This window comes from Methanoculleus sediminis (assembly GCF_001017125.1).
In the GTDB taxonomy this organism is placed as follows: Archaea; Halobacteriota; Methanomicrobia; order Methanomicrobiales; family Methanoculleaceae; genus Methanoculleus; species Methanoculleus sediminis.
The window spans coordinates 318,311-334,659 of sequence record NZ_JXOJ01000002.1; the positions used below are offsets into that span (position 1 = coordinate 318,311).

At 61.9% G+C, this 16,349-nt stretch carries 15 protein-coding genes and 2 tRNA genes; 9 read left to right on the plus strand and 8 right to left on the minus strand.

Features of this window, described 5'->3' with window-relative positions:
- Window positions 1-350 precede the first annotated feature (350 nt).
- The gene (locus tag SZ63_RS04410) at window positions 351-677 is read right to left on the minus strand and encodes a DUF5611 family protein (protein ID WP_048181769.1); all 327 of its coding nucleotides are present in this window, start codon (window positions 675-677) and stop codon (window positions 351-353) included.
- Between the two features lie 59 nt (window positions 678-736).
- Here SZ63_RS04410 and SZ63_RS04415 point away from each other — a divergent pair, with 59 nt between their 5' ends.
- From SZ63_RS04415 to SZ63_RS04430, 4 genes are all read left to right on the plus strand, one after another.
- On the plus strand, window positions 737-1,450 hold the full coding sequence (locus SZ63_RS04415) for a proteasome assembly chaperone family protein (RefSeq protein ID WP_048181772.1): 714 nt from the start codon (window positions 737-739) through the stop codon (window positions 1,448-1,450).
- Window positions 1,451-1,455: 5 nt separating this feature from the next.
- Entirely contained in the window at window positions 1,456-1,845 is a 390-nt protein-coding gene (locus SZ63_RS04420) for a DUF473 domain-containing protein (RefSeq protein WP_048183593.1), read from the plus strand.
- 78 nt (window positions 1,846-1,923) lie between these two features.
- Window positions 1,924-1,998, plus strand: a tRNA-Arg gene (locus SZ63_RS04425).
- A 118-nt stretch (window positions 1,999-2,116) separates the two neighbouring features.
- A complete protein-coding gene (locus tag SZ63_RS04430) occupies window positions 2,117-2,419 on the plus strand; it encodes a YunC family protein (protein WP_048181775.1) in 303 nt (100 codons plus the stop codon).
- A 56-nt stretch (window positions 2,420-2,475) separates the two neighbouring features.
- Here the strand turns inward: SZ63_RS04430 and metG are convergent, their stop codons facing one another.
- Window positions 2,476-4,470, minus strand: coding sequence for a methionine--tRNA ligase (gene metG / locus SZ63_RS04435; RefSeq protein WP_048181781.1), 1,995 nt, complete (start codon window positions 4,468-4,470; stop codon window positions 2,476-2,478).
- Window positions 4,471-4,512: 42 nt separating this feature from the next.
- On the opposite strand from metG, the gene SZ63_RS04440 reads away from it, so the two are divergent.
- Complete coding sequence (locus SZ63_RS04440; protein WP_048181788.1) at window positions 4,513-5,298, plus strand: hypothetical protein; 786 nt, start codon at window positions 4,513-4,515, stop codon at window positions 5,296-5,298.
- On the opposite strand, the gene SZ63_RS04445 is transcribed toward SZ63_RS04440, so the two are convergent.
- Window positions 5,285-6,259, minus strand: coding sequence for a DHH family phosphoesterase (locus SZ63_RS04445; RefSeq protein WP_048181793.1), 975 nt, complete (start codon window positions 6,257-6,259; stop codon window positions 5,285-5,287). The two genes, SZ63_RS04440 and SZ63_RS04445, sit on opposite strands and share 14 nt — an antisense overlap.
- A 116-nt stretch (window positions 6,260-6,375) precedes the next feature.
- On the opposite strand from SZ63_RS04445, the gene SZ63_RS04450 reads away from it, so the two are divergent.
- Window positions 6,376-6,449: transfer RNA gene (locus tag SZ63_RS04450), tRNA-Phe, on the plus strand.
- 39 nt (window positions 6,450-6,488) lie between these two features.
- Window positions 6,489-7,148, plus strand: coding sequence for a phosphoribosylanthranilate isomerase (locus SZ63_RS04455; protein ID WP_048181800.1), 660 nt, complete (start codon window positions 6,489-6,491; stop codon window positions 7,146-7,148).
- A 130-nt stretch (window positions 7,149-7,278) separates the two neighbouring features.
- Here the strand turns inward: SZ63_RS04455 and SZ63_RS12615 are convergent, their stop codons facing one another.
- The gene (locus SZ63_RS12615; RefSeq protein ID WP_082122644.1) at window positions 7,279-7,515 is read right to left on the minus strand and encodes a DUF5320 domain-containing protein; all 237 of its coding nucleotides are present in this window, start codon (window positions 7,513-7,515) and stop codon (window positions 7,279-7,281) included.
- A gap of 223 nt (window positions 7,516-7,738) precedes the next feature.
- Here SZ63_RS12615 and SZ63_RS12365 point away from each other — a divergent pair, with 223 nt between their 5' ends.
- Window positions 7,739-10,141: a PAS domain S-box protein gene (locus tag SZ63_RS12365; protein WP_052959055.1), complete on the plus strand. Its 2,403-nt coding sequence runs from the start codon at window positions 7,739-7,741 to the stop codon at window positions 10,139-10,141.
- 355 nt (window positions 10,142-10,496) lie between these two features.
- Here SZ63_RS12365 and SZ63_RS04465 read toward each other — a convergent pair whose 3' ends face one another.
- Window positions 10,497-11,741, minus strand: a complete 1,245-nt coding sequence (locus tag SZ63_RS04465; RefSeq protein ID WP_048183598.1) for a ferritin-like domain-containing protein — start codon at window positions 11,739-11,741, stop codon at window positions 10,497-10,499.
- Window positions 11,742-12,139: 398 nt separating this feature from the next.
- On the opposite strand from SZ63_RS04465, the gene SZ63_RS04470 reads away from it, so the two are divergent.
- Window positions 12,140-12,613, plus strand: coding sequence for an Hsp20/alpha crystallin family protein (locus tag SZ63_RS04470; protein WP_048181803.1), 474 nt, complete (start codon window positions 12,140-12,142; stop codon window positions 12,611-12,613).
- A 22-nt stretch (window positions 12,614-12,635) separates the two neighbouring features.
- Here SZ63_RS04470 and SZ63_RS04475 read toward each other — a convergent pair whose 3' ends face one another.
- The 3 genes from SZ63_RS04475 to SZ63_RS04485 form a co-directional block, all read right to left on the minus strand.
- Entirely contained in the window at window positions 12,636-13,964 is a 1,329-nt protein-coding gene (locus tag SZ63_RS04475) for a glycosyltransferase (protein WP_048181807.1), read from the minus strand.
- Window positions 13,965-14,067: 103 nt separating this feature from the next.
- Window positions 14,068-14,478: a response regulator gene (locus tag SZ63_RS04480; protein ID WP_048181813.1), complete on the minus strand. Its 411-nt coding sequence runs from the start codon at window positions 14,476-14,478 to the stop codon at window positions 14,068-14,070.
- A gap of 18 nt (window positions 14,479-14,496) precedes the next feature.
- On the minus strand, window positions 14,497-16,290 hold the full coding sequence (locus SZ63_RS04485; RefSeq protein ID WP_241481241.1) for a PAS domain-containing sensor histidine kinase: 1,794 nt from the start codon (window positions 16,288-16,290) through the stop codon (window positions 14,497-14,499).
- Between the last annotated feature and the right edge of the window lie 59 nt (window positions 16,291-16,349).

The following is a 16,349-nucleotide window of genomic DNA, read 5'->3' on the forward strand; positions in this document are numbered from 1 at the left end:
TCCAGATCTACTTTCTCCCCGCAGCGAGAGGATATATCATCCTGCCGGACGACCGTGGATGTCTATGCTCCCGTAACGGTTCGCGGGAAGGCGGCCATTTGACCTCTCGTTCCAACGGAGCAACGAATGGAGCGTGTGAGATGATCGAGTCACGATGCGGCATACTCTGCGGCGAGTGCAAGTACCGGGCACAGGTCGGCTGCAGGGGGTGTACGGCAATCACGAAGCCGTTCTGGAGCGACACCTGTGCCGCACTCCCGGGCAAAAATACCCCGAAAGAAGAAGACGGGCCGGTGAACCGCCTTCAGGGATCCCGGCCCCGGGCGACCCCGTCGAGGAGAACAAACCGGTTATTCTTTTCCCTTCACGGCCTGCTGGGCCTTCTTCGCCCGCTCTTTCGCCGTAAACCCGGTCACCTGCTGGAGATAGTTTCGGAACCGGCGGTTGGTGTCGATGATCGTCTCGTCGTCGGCATCCTTGCCCGCCTCGGTATCGACGATCAGGGTTTTGCCTCCCGTGCCCACCCAGACCTCAAGGCGCAGGAGCGCTCCGTAGGAGATGATATAGTGGCCGTCCTCTGCCGCACGGGGTTCGATCCCGAACTGGTCGCGGAGACCCTGAATCATGGATTCTGCGAGTTGTTTTGTGTATCCGCGCTTGATCTGGTATTCCTGCATAATATTTTTAAGGGACATCCAGCTATGTTAAACTAATCCAGGAGTGAGTGATTGATCCCATGGACGATATAAAGGTCATATCCAGAGCGCTCGAGGGCGCCGAAAAGACAGTCCTGATCGGCTTTCCCGGGAGCGGGCTCGTCGGGAGCATTGCCCTGCAATATCTCGTCGAGCAGATGGAATTCGAGCAGATCGGGGCGATCACGAGCAAATACTTCCCGCCGGTCGCCCTTATGACGAAGGGCGTGATCAACGCTCCCGTACGCCTCTACGAGAAGGATCACCTCGTCGCGGTCATCTCCGACGTTCCCGTTCACCCGGCGATCTGCTACGAGGTGGCGAACGGCATCATGGACTGGCTCGCGCAGTTCGACATCAGGGAGGTCGTCACGATCGCAGGGATCATCACGAACGAATCGGAAAAGAGAGTCTTCGGGGTCGCGACCAGCAGCGGAGTCCTGCAGCGTGTCGAAGAGAAGACGATCATTCTTCCCATGGGGAGCATCTCCGGCGTCGCGGCAAGCCTCCTCACGGAGTGCAAGACCCGGGGCATCCCGGGGATAGGGCTGCTCGGGGAGACGGTGAACACTCCCGATCCGCGGTCGTCCGCGGCCACGATCGAGGTCTTGAACCAGATCTACGGCCTCAACCTGGACATCCAGCCGCTGCTCGAACAGGCGGTGGAGATCGAGGCTGCGATGTCCCAGATCGCCGAACAGGTGCAGAAGACCGAGGCCGCGCCCCGGAGAGAGCAGCTGCCGATGTACGGGTGATGGCCATGAAGTATGCAGCGTTAACCGGAATCTCGCCGTCGGTCATTGCCGAACTCAAGAGCGGCAAGGCCCGCACCCTCGAGCTGAACAGCGCCCACAACATCATCACGCTGACCGAGACCGCTCCCGGGGAGTGTATCTTCGTGACGTCGGTCAACGAGGAAGATCTCTCGCCCGGCGATCCGGGGATCATGGTCGATCTCCTCGCCCTCAACATCAGCATGAGGCGGATCGAGGTCGCCAACCCGCTCTTCTACGAGGAGCGGGAGCGGATGTCCGCCCGGATCAAAGTCCAGTTCCGGGGGATAACCATCGCACGCGACGTGGAGGGGCGGAAGTGGGGGGACCCGACCAAGGTCGAGGTCATCCGGTCGGCATGTTACCGGGCCGGATGATGCGCCCCCGGTTTTTCACGCCCCGAACCTCAAAGAGTTAATAACCCCATGCGACCAAAATGTATGGGAATACCACAGGGGTCTGTGGCTTAGCCAGGACATAGCGCCGGGCTTCTAACCCGGATGCCGGGGGTTCGAATCCCTCCAGGCCCGTCGATTTTTTTGATCCCATTTTCCGTAAGAGGAATACGGGCATCTGATCCACGGGATGCTCCTCGCCGCGTGCCGCAGAACCGCGGGATTGATGCCGACATCCGGCCAATTACATCTCATGAAGCACGAAACGGTCAGACTGACCGGAAAGGACGCCGACGGGTATGTCATACCCCTCGGCCCGGTGAACCTCGTGGCGGTGGTGACCGATGCGGGTATGGTCGGTTGCGGTGCGTTCGACGTCGATGCGCTTGAAAGATTCGGATACCCAGCAGCGCGTGTCAAACCCGCGGGAGGCGCATCCTCGATCGAGACCGTCGAGGGTCTCCTCCGCGGCGAGATCAAGGGGGCGAACAGGCATGCATCCGAGCGCGGGGTCGCCGTCGGCATGACCGGGAGAGAAGCGCTCGACCGTCTCTAGAACGCCCTGATCGATTCACTTTTTCAGAAAAAACAGGATTGGCCGGAGAGAGCCGATCAACGGATTTTCGTCCCCGGCCTGACCGGGCGGAGAGGAACCAGGAGAGACGCCTCGTCGCCGGCGGCGAGGATCATCCCCCGGCTCTCGACGCCGAAGATCTTTGCGGGGGCGAGGTTCGCGATCAGCGCCACGTCTTTGCCCGTCAGTTCTTCGGGGGCGTAGAACTGCGCGATCCCGCTGACCACCTGGCGCTTCTCGCTTCCGAGGTCGACGACGAGTTTGTAGAGCTTCTTCGAGCCCTTGATCGGTTCGGCCGAGACGACCTTTGCGACCCGGATGTCGAGATTGCCGAACTCTTCGATCGAGACGACGGGCATCCTCGGTGCGGCCGCCTCCTTTGCCTGCTCCACCCGCAGGTTGAGGGTCGCCTCGAGGGCGGTGACCTGCTCCTTCTCGACCTTCGTAAAGAGCGTGGCGGGTTTTTCGAGCGGCCGTGCCCCCACCGGCGCCGTGGCCTCGGCGATCGGGTGATCCGCAACGTTGTCCTCGTAGCCGAGCATCGTCCAGGCCCGCTGCATCGCATCAGGCATCAGGGGCTGGAAGACGAGGACGAGCGCTTTCACGATCTGGATGCAGTCGGCGATCACCTGTTCTGCCGCCGCCCGGTCTTCCTTGATCACCTTCCATGGGGCATTGTTCTGGATGTAGCCGTTCCCGAACGACGCTAAAGCCATCATCGAATCGACGGCGTTCTTGAAGTCGTAGTCCCGCATCCGGGCATCGACGACGGAGAGCGACCGCTCGATCTCCGCGACGACCTCGGGCCGCGGAGCGAGGTCGGGCACGCCGGAGAACTCCTTCTCGGCGAAGTACATCGTCCGGTAGATGAAGTTCCCGAGCGTCCCGACGATCTCGTTGTTCACCCGCTCGGCATAGACCTTCCAGGAGAAGTCGAGTTCCTTCGTATGGTTCGTGTAGGAGAGGAGGTAGTAGCGGAGGTAGTCCGCCGGGAGGCCCTGGTCGAGGTAGTCGTCGTTCGTCCAGACGACGTAGCCCCGGGACTTCGAGAACTTCCGTCCCTCGATCGTGACCATGCCGCTCGCGACCACCGCGTGCGGGAGGCCGTAGCCCGCCCCTTTGAGGAGCGCCGGCCAGAAGATGCAGTGGTGGTAGATGATATCTCCGCCGATGAAGTGCGTGACCCCCGTCTCGTCGCCGCACCAGTAGTCCTTCCAGTCGGCGCCGGCATTCTGTGCCCACTCCTTCGTAAACGATATGTAGCCGATCGGTGCGTCGACCCAGACGTAGACGACGAGGTCGTCGCGCCCGGGGAACTTCACGCCCCAGTCGAGTGTCCGGGTGATGCACCAGTCGTGCAGGAGCTCCTTCACCCACCCGAGGGCGTAGTTCCGGGCGGTGGATGTCCCCCGGAGGTTTTCGAGGTACTCGAGGAGGAACTCCCGGAACGCCGAGAGTTTGAAGAAGTAGTGCTCCTGCTCGCGGTACTCCGCCTTACCGCCGCATATCTTGCAGATCGCGTCCTTGATCTCGCCGGGCTCGAGATGCTGCCCGCACCCCTGGTCGCACTCGTCGCCCCGGGCGACCGCCCCGCAGTGCGGGCAGATCCCCTCCACATAGCGGTCGGGGAGGAACCGCTCGCACTGCGGGCAGTAACTCTGGCTGACGGTCTCCGCGTAGACGTAGCCGTTCTCGATGAGCCGTTCGACAATCGAGCGGGCGGTCTCGTGGTTCATGGCATCGTCGGTCATCCCGAACCGGTCGAAGACGACCTCCATCCGCCGGAACGTCTCGTAGAAGTGCTCGTGATACCGCTCCGAGAGTGCGCGGGGCGTCGAACCCTCCTGCTCGGCGCTGATCACGATCGGCGTCCCGTGGTTGTCGGATCCGCATACAAAGACGACCTCCTCCCCGGACCGGCGCATATACCGGACGTAAAAGTCCGCCGGCACGTAGGTCCGCAGGTGCCCGATATGGCAGGGACCGTTCGTGTACGGAAGCCCGCACGTTACCAGCAACGGCTTACCACTCATCCTTATTTAATCTGGTTGCGATGCTAATAAAGATACCAGCGCATGGCACGACGAACTACGATACCGGTGAGATCGTTCGGCTCCGAGGTCGGAACGCCCGCCGTTAAGGAACTCGCGGAGTGGCTGAAGGAGAAGAGGGGGGTGGAAGCGGATCTTACCACCTACCGGCTCGAGCGGTCGCTCGACGCACAGGCAGGCGTGGCGGTGCCGGCTGCAGGCGGCGTCTTCTACGGCGAGCGGTTGAGCGGGGCATTCCTCGGCATGGAGGAGGGGGTGCTCGTCGGCGAACCGGGGATCGATGCGGCAGCCGTGGCCGAAGATGCCCGGTTCGTCCGGAAAAAGCAGAAAGACGCGTGGATCGCCCTCCCCGCCCCCCACATGCTCGGGTTTTGCGACGCCTGCATGGGGGACGAGGAAGAGTTCTCCGAAACCATAGCGGACCTGTACGCCCGGCTGATGCGGGAGATGCGGGACGCAGGCGTGCAGGCCCACGTTCTCGTCGCAGAAGAGGCGGATGCCATCGAACTCGAGATGCTCGCGGGGAGAAAAGTCCTCTTCTTCCCGAGAAACCCGGAGACCTTCGACATGGAACTCCTGCTCGAATACCAGGGCGTTCTCGTCCTCCCGGCGGCCGCGCTCGACCGGGCACCTGACCTGATGGAACGGTTCCGCGTCCGGAAACTTGTCCTGCTCGACGCGGAGGGCAGGGATCTCGCGGCGGCGGCCGAACTCGCCGACCCGGATATGCTCGAAGCAGGCGGCTACTGCGAGGACTCCTGCCCGGACTACTGGCAGAGCCTCGTCGACCGGGCGTTCATTCCTCGATAGACTCCGCCCTCTCCGCCAGGCGGCGGTAGTGGCGGTTCCTCTTAATGAGCCAGAAGAGGAGCCGGTCGAGGAGGGTGAAGGGGAACGTTCCCCCCGCCGCGTGGGGATGGCCGCCGCCGGAGAACTCCCGGGCGATGATGTGGCTGACCGGGGGGACGGAACGGATGGAGATGCGGCCGTTAGAAGAGACGATCACCTCGATGTCGGTGCCGAGCTCGTCGCGGATGGCGTGAGCGGTCTCGCTCGGGTAGCCGTAGAGGGGCGCGAACGCGATCCGGTAGCGACCGTCCTCGATGATCGTGGTGTGCCGGATGCTCTTTTTGATGTCGCGCTCCATCTCACGGACGATCTCGTTGTACTCGCTCTCGACTCTCGCGTCGACGATCGTTCCCCGGACAAGGTTGTCGCGGACGTACTCCCGGCAACCCTTCCGCATCACCACCTGCCCAAGCATCTTCGACCGGGGATCCAGGTGCTTCCAGAGGTCGTAGTCGCAGACGACCCGCGCGATCTCTTCGGCCACCGGGTCGCCGGGGGCGAGGTCGCGGGCGACGATCCCGGTCGCGCAGGTGGAGACGTCGACGTGGAGGAGGCTCGTCTTCTTCTCGACGGCACGGATCTCCTCGTCCTTCCAGCGGTGATGGTCGCGCCACTCGATCCGCCACCCGTTCGACCGGGCCTTCGCCAGCCGCTGCTCGACGCCCTGCTGGTAGCCGATATCCGATATGCTGAGGAGGTCGCCCCGTCCCGGAGAGCCGGCAACGGCGTCGAAGAGGGAGAGGAACTTGCCGACCGAAGACCAGACGGTAAAGACGTCCCCGTAAGCTCTCCGGTGAACGGCATCGCTCCCAACAGCGTCGAGGTCGTTGTGCGTGAGGTGCACGACGCTCTCCTTTCTCGTGGAGAGAGCCTGCATGAGGTTTTCGCCCGGGGCATCCGGCTTCCGAACACTTCCGCCCATTGTTCTTTATATCGGCATACGACGTGATAAACAGGCGGTTATGGGTCCGCTGCCGCCCCGCCGTCCCGGGGAACACAGTATTTATTAGGAACGACCGACAACATTGTAAGGCAGAAGCCCCTGTAGCTCAGACTGGGAGAGCGCCAGACTGAAGATCTGGTTGTCCCCGGTTCAAATCCGGGCGGGGGCACTTCGAGCAACTTTTCTGCCGTCTTCGCGAAGTGATCCCATGCGCATCAAATTCTGCGGAACAGCCAGCCTTGCGGATATGGAGTGCGCAGTCGATGCGGGCTGCGACGCCGTGGGGTTCATCATGGGCGTGACCCACAAAAGCAGCGATTTCGTAACGGCAGCAGAAGCCGCGAAGATGATACGCCACCTCCCGCCGTTCGTCGAACCGGTCGCGGTCACCCACCTGCAGGAGACACAGGACCTTATCGGGCTGGTAAAAGAATCGCGCTGCACGACGCTGCAGGTCCAGAACACCGTCGAACCCACCGAACTGGAGGTCATCCGCGACGCCCTCCCGCATGTCAGGATCGTGAAGGCCGTCCACGTGACGGACGTATCGGCCGTCGCGGCGGCAAAACGCTACGAGCCCTACGCCGACGCACTCCTCCTCGACACCAGGACCCATGAGAGGCTCGGGGGAACGGGGATCCCTCACGACTGGAATATCAGCGCAAGGATCGTCGCAGACTCGGCAATTCCCGTCATACTTGCTGGAGGACTCACGCCGGAGAACGTGGGAGCCGCAATACGGAAAGTCCGCCCCTACGGGGTCGACGTGCATACCGGCGTCAAGAAAGACGGTGTCCGCAACCCTGATAGAACCCGGGCTTTTGTCCGCGAAGCACGGAACGTTCTGTCCGGCTCCCCGGGCCCATAGGCGCCCTGTTCACCCGTCCTCCTGCACCCGGCAGGAAGACCTCGGTCTCTTCTGCGAGAGGCTATCCGGCCCGATAGTTGCCCGGGCAGGCGACCGGGAAGGCCGCCCGCCCGAAAAAAGATTCTCTCGTTCACCACCGGCGCCCGCGTCCGCCGCCGAAGCCGCGGCCACGGCCGCACCCATACGGGATTCCGCCTCGCCCGAGGCCGTAAACCGGCTGCTCTGCCGGTGCCTCCTGGGTGGTCTCGTTCGTTTCTCCGGCAGGGCTGCCCTCTGCCTGCGGCTGCGGCGGCAGGACGCACCGGCCCATGCGCCGCCCGGTCATCGGCCCCATACCCCGGGGCCCCATACCATCGAATCCTGGCATTGCTGTTCACCTCTGTTGCAACATATTACTCATATGCGCTAAAAGATATAACAGTATCTATTCACGCAGAGTATGCCCGATGTATGAACGGACCGTAAAATCTTCATGCACTACCGGAAATATCGGCCTGTCCGGGACTGACTCCTCCCGGTGCACTCCATGCCAAAGTTTACCGTCGATCAGGTTCCACCTCCAATAGAAACGCAGAACGACCGAACCCGCCATGTCTTCCACACCTGTATCCGATGAACTGCTCAATCCACGCGCCACCCTCGACGAACTCGAGGACGGCGTGCTCCTGCTCGACGCCGACAGGAGAGTGGTACGGGCCAACCGGATCTTCCGAAGCCTTCTATCGCTGCCGGACAACAGGGATCTTACCGGGGCGGACGCGATGGCGCTTATCCGCACCCATCTTGCACCGCTCATCGCCGATCAGGAAGCGGCCGGGCGGCTGATCGCGGCAATCCGGGAAAGAAAGGTGCTTTCCGGGCTGGAATGCCGAATCGCTCCCGACAGGTGGATGGCATGCTCGGTCCGGGTTCCAGGCAACGATGCGGTGCTCCTCCTTGTCAGCGACATCACCGCGAGGAAGAAGAGCGAGGAGACCTACCGCCGTCTCGAACAGGAGCAGAGGCACTACCGGGAACTCTTCGAACTCGCCCCCGACGGCTACTTCGTCTGCGACCCGCAGGGAACGATCCTCGACGTGAACCGGGCGGGAGCCCTCCTCCTCGGCAAGGAGAGAGAGAGCCTGATCGGGACGGCCGGCACCGATCATATCGTCCCCGGGGACAGGAAGGCCTGCCGCGACATCGTCGCCCGGTTCGAAGGCGGAGCCCCGGGCCCCCTCCGCGGGATCGAGGTCCGAATGCAGCCGGCGACCGGAGAGCCCATTCCCGTCTCCCTCTCGGCTGCGGCCGTCCGTGACGACCGGGGGGCCCTTACGGAGATCCGGTGGCTCGCCCGGGACATTACCCGCAGGATACAGGTGGACGCGGAGCGGGAGCGGCTGCTCGCCGAGAACCAGTCGCTCGCGGCGAACCTTGCAAAAGAACACGACATCCTCCGGACGGTCATGGAGTATACCGACGTCCACCTTGCGTACCTCGATCCCCATTTCCGGTTCGTTCGCGTGAACACGGCCTACGCAGAAGGATCGGGGTACACGAAGGAGGAACTTCTCGGGCAAGGGCACTTCGACCTCTTCCCGAACCCGGAGAATCAGGCGATCTTTCAGCGTGTACGCGATACCGGCGAACCGTTCCGGATATACGCAAAACCGTTCACCTATGAGAATCAGCCGGAACGAGGGACGACCTACTGGGACTGGAGCCTCGTGCCGGTGAAGGATGCGAAGGGAGGCGTCCAGGGGCTGGTCTTCTCGCTTGCCGACGTCACGGAACGTATACGGGCAGAGAAAGAGGTCCGTATCCGGAACAGGAGGCTCGCCGTCCTGAACGCGGTCATCACTGCCTCGGCATCCGCGTTCACCCTGGACGAACTGCTCGACAACGCGCTCGATGCGGCACTCGAGAACCTCGGGTTCGACGTCGGGTCGATCTACATGCTGGAGGGAAGAGACCGGATGCAGGCGACCGTCCGGTGCCACCGGGAAGTCTCCGAATTCGTCCTGATGCATAACGGAAGACTCAATGTGCGGCACTGGCCCTACAACCGGGTATTCGTCGCGGGGCAGCCGTGGTTCGTCGAGGGGAGGGAAGATGCGCCCGGCCGGGATCTTGACGTGCTCGCGGACTTCGGCGTCGCTTCGCTGGCCTTCATTCCGCTTGCCGCCGAATCCTCCGTCGTCGGGGCGCTCGTGCTCGGGAGCACCGATATCCGGGAGATACCGGAGGAGACACGGCTGATCCTGGAGGCTGTCGGCCGTGAGGTAGGAAACGGCGTTCTCCGGGGGATGCTCTACTCACGGCTCGAGGCGGCGAACCGGGAGGCGAACCTCTACCTCGACATCCTCACCCACGACATCAAAAACGCCGACAACATCGCAAGTATCTACGCCGAACTGCTCGGCGAGACGCTTGCCGGGAAGGAGCGGGATTACCTGCAGAAACTCCGGGCCGGTATCAGAAAGAGCATCGATATCACGGCAAACGTCGCCACGATCCGCAGGATCCGCGAGAGCCGGACGGTGCTTCGCCCGGTCGATCTCGACCGGGTGATCCGGGAGGAGATCGCGCACCATCCGGATACGCGCATCGCGTATGAGGAACCACGCGTGACGGTGCTCGCCGACGACCTCCTGCCCGAACTCTTCACGAACCTCATCGTCAACGCCGCAAAACACGGCGGGCCGGATGTCGAGGTCACCATAACCGTCGAGGATGCCGAAGAGGACGGGCTTGTCCTCGTCACCGTCGCCGACACCGGGCCGGGAGTTCCGAACGAGGCGAAGGAATCCATCTTTTCCCGGTTTGAGCAGGGGAAAGGCCGGGAGAGCGGCCAGGGCCTTGGCCTCTCGATCTGCCGGATGCTTGCTGCCCGCTACGGCGGCAGGATCTGGGTCGAGGACCGGGTGCCGGGCCGCCCTGAGGAGGGGGCGGCGTTTGTGTTCACGTTCAGGAAGGCCAGGGGTAACGGCGAACTACCGGCACCAGATATGTAGCGGGTGGTGCATAAGATCCTCCGGGCCATCGCAAGTTGTGTGAGGCAAACAGGGCAGAGACAACAGTATACTCTTCCGCGGAAGAGGTAAGCCGCACAGCAGCCCGAAGGTTCGGGCCGTCAAGCAAAAAAGGGCCCTGTTGAAATGCTTTCCACAACCCCTGGATAACACTCGGTTGCCGATAGAGGCGGGTGATGTGGGTCTCACGCGAAGCCGCGAAGTCGCGAAGGGAGACAGTCAATACCCATCCAGACTTCGCGTTCTTCGCGCCTTCGCGTGCGTCGGTGAGACATGGATTATCCGGAGATAATTCATCCTCCGGGAGAGGGTTTCAACAAAACCCAAAAAAGGGACCTTATCGGGCAGGCACCGCTGCCATGCCCTTCTCCACCCGGCGGGCCATCTCCTGCTTGACCTGCCTGATATTCCCCACCTGGTCGCGCTCCGCAAGGGTCGGGCCCGCTTTGCCGACGACCTCCTCGCTCGGGACGCCCTTTGCGTTCATGACGCGCTGGTAGCCGAACGTTGCCCAGTCGTCCGGAAGATCGCGCATCCGCACGTATTCCATGTTGTTCGGCGCAAGATCGAGCTGGGCATCGAGGACGCTGTTGACGTAGTCCTTGTTCTGCTCGAAGACGACCAGGGGCTCGACGACGTCGGCCTTCACGAGATCCTGGATGTCGCGGCCCTCGTACTGCTTGATGAGCCTTGCACATTCGTTGAAGTGCGTGACCTCCATCTTCATGAAGTTCTCCCAGATCCCTTTGATCCTCGGGTCGCTCTCCTGCTGTGCAAAGGAGTAGTAGAGGTACGCCTCGTTGAGCTCAATCATCGCCATCTTCTCAAGCATCGTCTCGTTCGGGTCGCCGAGCAGGCCGTACTGGGTGACGTGCTGCTCCTCGATCTCCGCGATCTCGGCATACAGCTGCCGCGCGATATCGTCGGGATACATGAACCCGTGCGCCCGGTAGTAGAGCATCGTCTGCTGCTCTCCGGCGGTGATCGTGATGTAGTTCATCTTCGTCTTGATGTCGGCCGTATCCTTGTCGTAGTGCTTGCGCATCGAGTCGAAGGGATGGCGGTGCTCGATGCTCGTCGGCCGGCCGGGTTTCACTTCGGTGTTGCCCTGGACGATCGCCTCCGGGTCGCCGCCCTCGATGTAGTCGTAGAGGCAGCTGTAGCGGTAGAGGTGGTCGAAGTCCTCGAGCAGGGCAAAGTCCAGCGTCTGCTTCACGTAAGGATCGGGCTCGTTCTGCGCCAGGTTCGCGGTGAGGTCGACCGCTACCTGCTCGTAACCGAGGGTGGTCTCGATGACCGACTGGTCCGCCGGGTTGAGCCAGTTGATCGTCTCCTGCTGCTGGGAGTCGATCCGCCGCATCAGGGCCATCGACTTCTTCACCTGGGGATCGGGATGCATCCGCTCGATCGCGTGCGACATCAGGACGGCGTTGTTCTCGATACCGTTCATGAGGATGATCCGGGTCCGGGTGTAGGCGTCGACCGCCTTTTTGTCGTACGGGGCCGGAACCATATCCTTCCAGTTCATGGGCTGCTCTTCGATAGGCATGCCTTCCATCTCGAATGGTTTGAATTGCGCCATCTCGTCTTCCTCCATAACCCCCGCATATCCATCGGCACGGGCATCTCCGGCATAACGGCGGCACGGGCGGTGAACCCTGCGGTCCCTCCGTACCCCAAAAACCGGGGGTTGCTCCCCATGCCGGTCACGCCACAAAAACCTAACGGCCGGCAAACGAGGGCATAAAGATCGTTTTTTTAGGGCGTATCGGCAGCCGCCCGGGGTACACCCCGGGATTATCCGGCCCGCCACGTCCCGTGCCGCCGGGAAGACCGCAACGTATACATCGCCGGAGGCGTGGCTGCAAGAGAAGGCGACCCCGGTACCCGGGTACAAAATGTTAAGTATGCGGGCTCAAGAGGGGGCGGCGGATGGCGACCGGTCATCCGACGGCAACCGGACTGCAGGAGGCATGGACCATGACAGGGAGAGAAGACGACCCCGCCGGCCCCGGGCGGCGGCAGGATAGGGATCAGAGAGCGGGCAACCGGGAGGCCGGGGAGAGGGGCGGGCTGCCGCCGGTCTCACGTGGCGGCAGCCGCGACTTCCCGGGCCTCACCGCAGACTTTCGGGTCGACATTCTCGACCACGGCGACGAAGTGATCGTCGTTGCGGAACTGCCCGGCGCGGAAGAGGACGAGATCCGGATCAACCTGCTGAACCCCCAGACCCTGCGAATAACGGCTAGGCGCGCCGGGCCGGTCGAGGAGGGGCCGGAGACTTACTACATCCACGAACGCGGAGACGGCACCCTGAGCCGGATGATACGCCTGCCCGCGAGCGTGGTCGAAGAGGGCGCCGGGGCCGGATTCAAGAACGGCGTCCTCGAGGTGCGCCTGAAGAAGATGGGGGCACCGTCCGGACCCGGCGGCAAAAAGATCCCCATCGAGTGACGGGAGGCGGTGCGGGCACGCATCAGTGCCGGGCCGCGCACCCGGCCATCCGGGTCGTCACCACCTGCGGGTGGTAGCAGATGACGCTGTCCCGGGCGGTGATCCTTCCGTTGACCACCTGATCGATGACGGTGAGGTGATCCTGCACGCCCCGGGTGAGAAGATAGTACTCCCGCACGAACTCCTTGCCCCGGGCGCCCATCTCGTGGGCGAGCTCAGGGTTCCGGAGGAGATGGAGGATCCGGTCGGCGGTCTCCCGGATCGTCGAGACCAGGTAGCCGTTCCAGCCGTCGCGGACCTGGAGCGGTATTCCGCCGACGCTCCCGGCGACCACGGGCTTCTCCTTCCAGAGCCCTTCGGTCACCGTCAGCCCGAATCCCTCTTTGATGGACTTCTGGACGATCACGTCCGACGCCCGCTGGAGCGCGTTGATCTCGCGGTGACTGTCCGGCGGGAGGTCGAGGATATGGATATCGGGATCGTCCTCGGCCGTCTCGCGAACCTCACGCAGGACGATGAAACATTCCGGGTCGTCGCACGCCCGCCCGCCGACGAGGACGAGCTGGCAGGGCATCTTCTGGCGGACCATTTTGAACGACTGGATGACGCCGACCGGGTCTTTGAAGGTGTCGTACCGGGAGACCTGGGTGACGATCGGCTTCTCCGGGTCGATACCGTACTTCGCGAGGGTTGCGTCGATCTCGGATGAGGGGAGGTCGCGGTTCTTCTCGGATAAGGGGTCGATGAACGGTGGGATGATGAAACTCGGCACGTTCCAGAGAGGAAGATACTGGAAACTGGAGAATACCCCGGCATGATACTTCTCGACCAGCCTGCGCAGGATGTTGCCGATGCTCCCGACGGTCGTGGTGGGTACCGTCTCCAGCTGGACGTGGCACCGCCAGAGCAGCCTCTTTCGCTCGAGTTCCCGGTTCGTCAGGAACTCGACGAGGCCGAGCGGCTGGGGGTCGTGGATGGTCACGACATCGGAATCGTCCTCGATCAACCCGTCGTTCTGCCGCTGGGCCTCCCAGTAGGTCTCGATCATCGCCGGTGAGAAACCACCCCCCCGGCCCTGGAGGAAGTTATGGAGCGTCTTTGTCACGTCGAAGAACGCCGGTTCGGCCTCCATGATGCTCCAGGTCGTCTCGAGGCCGAGCGCGTTGAGGAACGGAACGTACGAGATCAGGATCTCCGAGACGCCGCCACCGTAGCGGGTCGAGTTGATCTCCTGGAGCCTGACGCCGGAGAGACGCCCGGCAAGTTCCTCGATCGCCGAAAATTGCTTTGTGCCCACGATTCGCTGGTATTCCCTGAATGAGGGATACCCGGGGAGATCCGTAACGATCATGAGAGGAACACTACCCGGTAATACACACCCAACCGATAAAATGCCTTTCGGTGAGAGATGTGCAAACCCACGAGGATGCCGCGGGGATGCGTGCTAAAAGAGGTCACCCGCTTTTCATCGGCAGGGTACGGCGAGCGTCGTCGTCCGTGCGAGAAGAGGCGTCCCGGGGGAGAGCCCTCTCCAGGGCAGCCTTCAACTCGGCAAGAGAGATAGGCTTTTCCAGGACACCGACGATGTCGTCCGCGTATCTCGAATACTCCTCCGGCCAGACGTGTTTTGCGGTGAAGAGCAGGACCGGGATATCCTTGTATTCATCATTCCGTTTTAGTTCTTCCAGAAACTGCCATCCGTCTATAGGAGACATCATCACGTCGAGAATGATGAGCGCGGGCTTCTCTTTCTTGATTGCCCGGAGGGCATCCCATCCGTTGTGAACCAGGAGCGGTTCACGGTTGATCTTTTTGAGCAGCAGCTCCATTACTTCCAGCGTCGGCAGGTCGTCGTCGACGACCATAATCTTGTTTCCCAAAACTCATACCTCCCTTGGTATCCTGATGGTGAAGGTGCTCCCTTCGCCCACCTCACTCGTCACCGTTATATCCCCTCCATGCAGCAGGACATACTTCTTTGCGATCGAGAGCCCAAGGCCGGTACTGCCGCCTTTGCGATCCTGTCTGGCGTCTCCGATGTAGAACGGCTCAAAGATCGATTCGATAATATCCTCGGGGATACCGATGCCATTATCACACACCATAATATAATGGTTCTCATTTGATCTCGTATACCGGATCCATACTTTCTCTGGCGGTTCATTATACTTAACGGCATTCGATACCAGTCCTGCCACCGCCATGGAAAGTCTGTCGGGATCTCCCAGGATATGGACATTATCGGGTATTTCGTTACAAATCCGGGCACTGCGTTCGTACTCGCCTTCCGAGACGACGGCGTCGACGAGGTCGCGGAGCGGTACGTCCTGAACGGTCAGATCGACGTAGTCCATCGTGAGCAGACTGAGCTCGACCACCCTCTCGACCACCGCCTGCTCCTGATCGGCGCACTCAAGGCAGGTCTTGAGGGCCGCCTCCGTATCCTTCGTGAGGCCGTAATAACCGGGATCTTCGACGATCATCCGGAGATAACCGACGAGCGGCTGCAACGGGGTGCGTAATTCGTGGGCAAGCCTGGTGACGAGTTCTTTCCACTGTTCAACCTCCCAGGAGAGCTGCCTGCACGCAAGCCTCTGCCGCCGCGCCTCGGTGGTATCCCGTGCCGACCCCACGATGCCGGTGAACGTGCCGTCCACCCCGTTATACGGGGCGATTGTAATGGAGAAGGTATGCCGGGCGCCCGCTATCTCCAGGTCGAGGTCATAACAGGCGTTCTTCTGTTCTTCGATCACCTTCCGGATCAGTTCCATGTTCTGCGCGGCAAGGTCGGCGGGCAGGAGGGCGTCCACACCCTTCCCGATGATCTCTTCGGGAGAGATCCCGTACTCGGGCGCACGAACCCAGGAGAAGTGCAGGATGCAGCCCACGGCATCCTGCATGAAGAAGATGTCGTTTGTCTGCCGGATGAGTTCCATCAGCCGTCCGTTCGACCGGATGAGTTCGTTGTTCTCACCGAGAAGCCTGCCGGCGTCCACAACCGTGCATTCGAAGAGATTCTCGGGGGCAAGGGCCCTGCAGGAGAGAAGAACTCTCCTTGCATCGCCGTTGTGCGCATAGAAAGTCATCTCCACGTTTCCGACGTAGCCTTCCAGCTTCATCTCCTCGATGAACCGGGCCTTGCCGGAATCGTCCGCCCAGAACGCTTCTGCCGGGATACCGACGAGTTCCCGGGGCGCATAACCGAGCATATCGGCACACTTTCTGCTGACGCAGACAACACGGAGAGTCTCAGGGTCGCAGAGGAACCTTGCATCCCGGGTATCCTCGACGATCCGCCTGCACCGGGAGGCGGCCAGGTGTGATTCCTGCGAAAAGAGAGTCGTGGCCCCGAAGACCCAGAAGAAGAGCATCGTGTGCAGCCCCGTCATCACGGGGTCGACGGCAAAGCCGAGTGCCAACAGGTGCGCCCGGATGATCACGAACCCGGCAACAAGGAGCGCCGTCGCCCTGAATGCCTGCCGGGGGAACCAGAGAGCGGCAAAGATTATCGGGATGCAGTAAATAAGGGGGCAGAAGAACTGGGTGTTCACCGGTGTGGCCGCCGTGAGCATGAGCGACACCGCCGAGAACGATACCACCACAATCATCTTGACGACGTCCGTCCCGGTAAAAAGATCCTGTCGAAAACAGCTCAGAGGGCTCCGGTTCAGGGGCATAGGCAATAGAGAGAATATCCTGGGAAATGTATATAAGCAATTCGGATTCATTCGACCGG

What these genes read in the sequence shown, in the direction of transcription:
- SZ63_RS04410 (WP_048181769.1), bottom strand. Translation starts at nt 677, where the DNA reads ATGCAGGAATACCAGATCAAGCGCGGATACACAAAACAACTCGCAGAA.
- SZ63_RS04415 (WP_048181772.1), top strand. Translation starts at nt 737, where the DNA reads ATGGACGATATAAAGGTCATATCCAGAGCGCTCGAGGGCGCCGAAAAG.
- SZ63_RS04420 (WP_048183593.1), top strand. Translation starts at nt 1,456, where the DNA reads ATGAAGTATGCAGCGTTAACCGGAATCTCGCCGTCGGTCATTGCCGAA.
- SZ63_RS04430 (WP_048181775.1), top strand. Translation starts at nt 2,117, where the DNA reads ATGAAGCACGAAACGGTCAGACTGACCGGAAAGGACGCCGACGGGTAT.
- metG (WP_048181781.1), bottom strand. Translation starts at nt 4,470, where the DNA reads ATGAGTGGTAAGCCGTTGCTGGTAACGTGCGGGCTTCCGTACACGAAC.
- SZ63_RS04440 (WP_048181788.1), top strand. Translation starts at nt 4,513, where the DNA reads ATGGCACGACGAACTACGATACCGGTGAGATCGTTCGGCTCCGAGGTC.
- SZ63_RS04445 (WP_048181793.1), bottom strand. Translation starts at nt 6,259, where the DNA reads ATGGGCGGAAGTGTTCGGAAGCCGGATGCCCCGGGCGAAAACCTCATG.
- SZ63_RS04455 (WP_048181800.1), top strand. Translation starts at nt 6,489, where the DNA reads ATGCGCATCAAATTCTGCGGAACAGCCAGCCTTGCGGATATGGAGTGC.
- SZ63_RS12615 (WP_082122644.1), bottom strand. Translation starts at nt 7,515, where the DNA reads ATGCCAGGATTCGATGGTATGGGGCCCCGGGGTATGGGGCCGATGACC.
- SZ63_RS12365 (WP_052959055.1), top strand. Translation starts at nt 7,739, where the DNA reads ATGTCTTCCACACCTGTATCCGATGAACTGCTCAATCCACGCGCCACC.
- SZ63_RS04465 (WP_048183598.1), bottom strand. Translation starts at nt 11,741, where the DNA reads ATGGCGCAATTCAAACCATTCGAGATGGAAGGCATGCCTATCGAAGAG.
- SZ63_RS04470 (WP_048181803.1), top strand. Translation starts at nt 12,140, where the DNA reads ATGACAGGGAGAGAAGACGACCCCGCCGGCCCCGGGCGGCGGCAGGAT.
- SZ63_RS04475 (WP_048181807.1), bottom strand. Translation starts at nt 13,964, where the DNA reads ATGATCGTTACGGATCTCCCCGGGTATCCCTCATTCAGGGAATACCAG.
- SZ63_RS04480 (WP_048181813.1), bottom strand. Translation starts at nt 14,478, where the DNA reads ATGGTCGTCGACGACGACCTGCCGACGCTGGAAGTAATGGAGCTGCTG.
- SZ63_RS04485 (WP_241481241.1), bottom strand. Translation starts at nt 16,290, where the DNA reads ATGCCCCTGAACCGGAGCCCTCTGAGCTGTTTTCGACAGGATCTTTTT.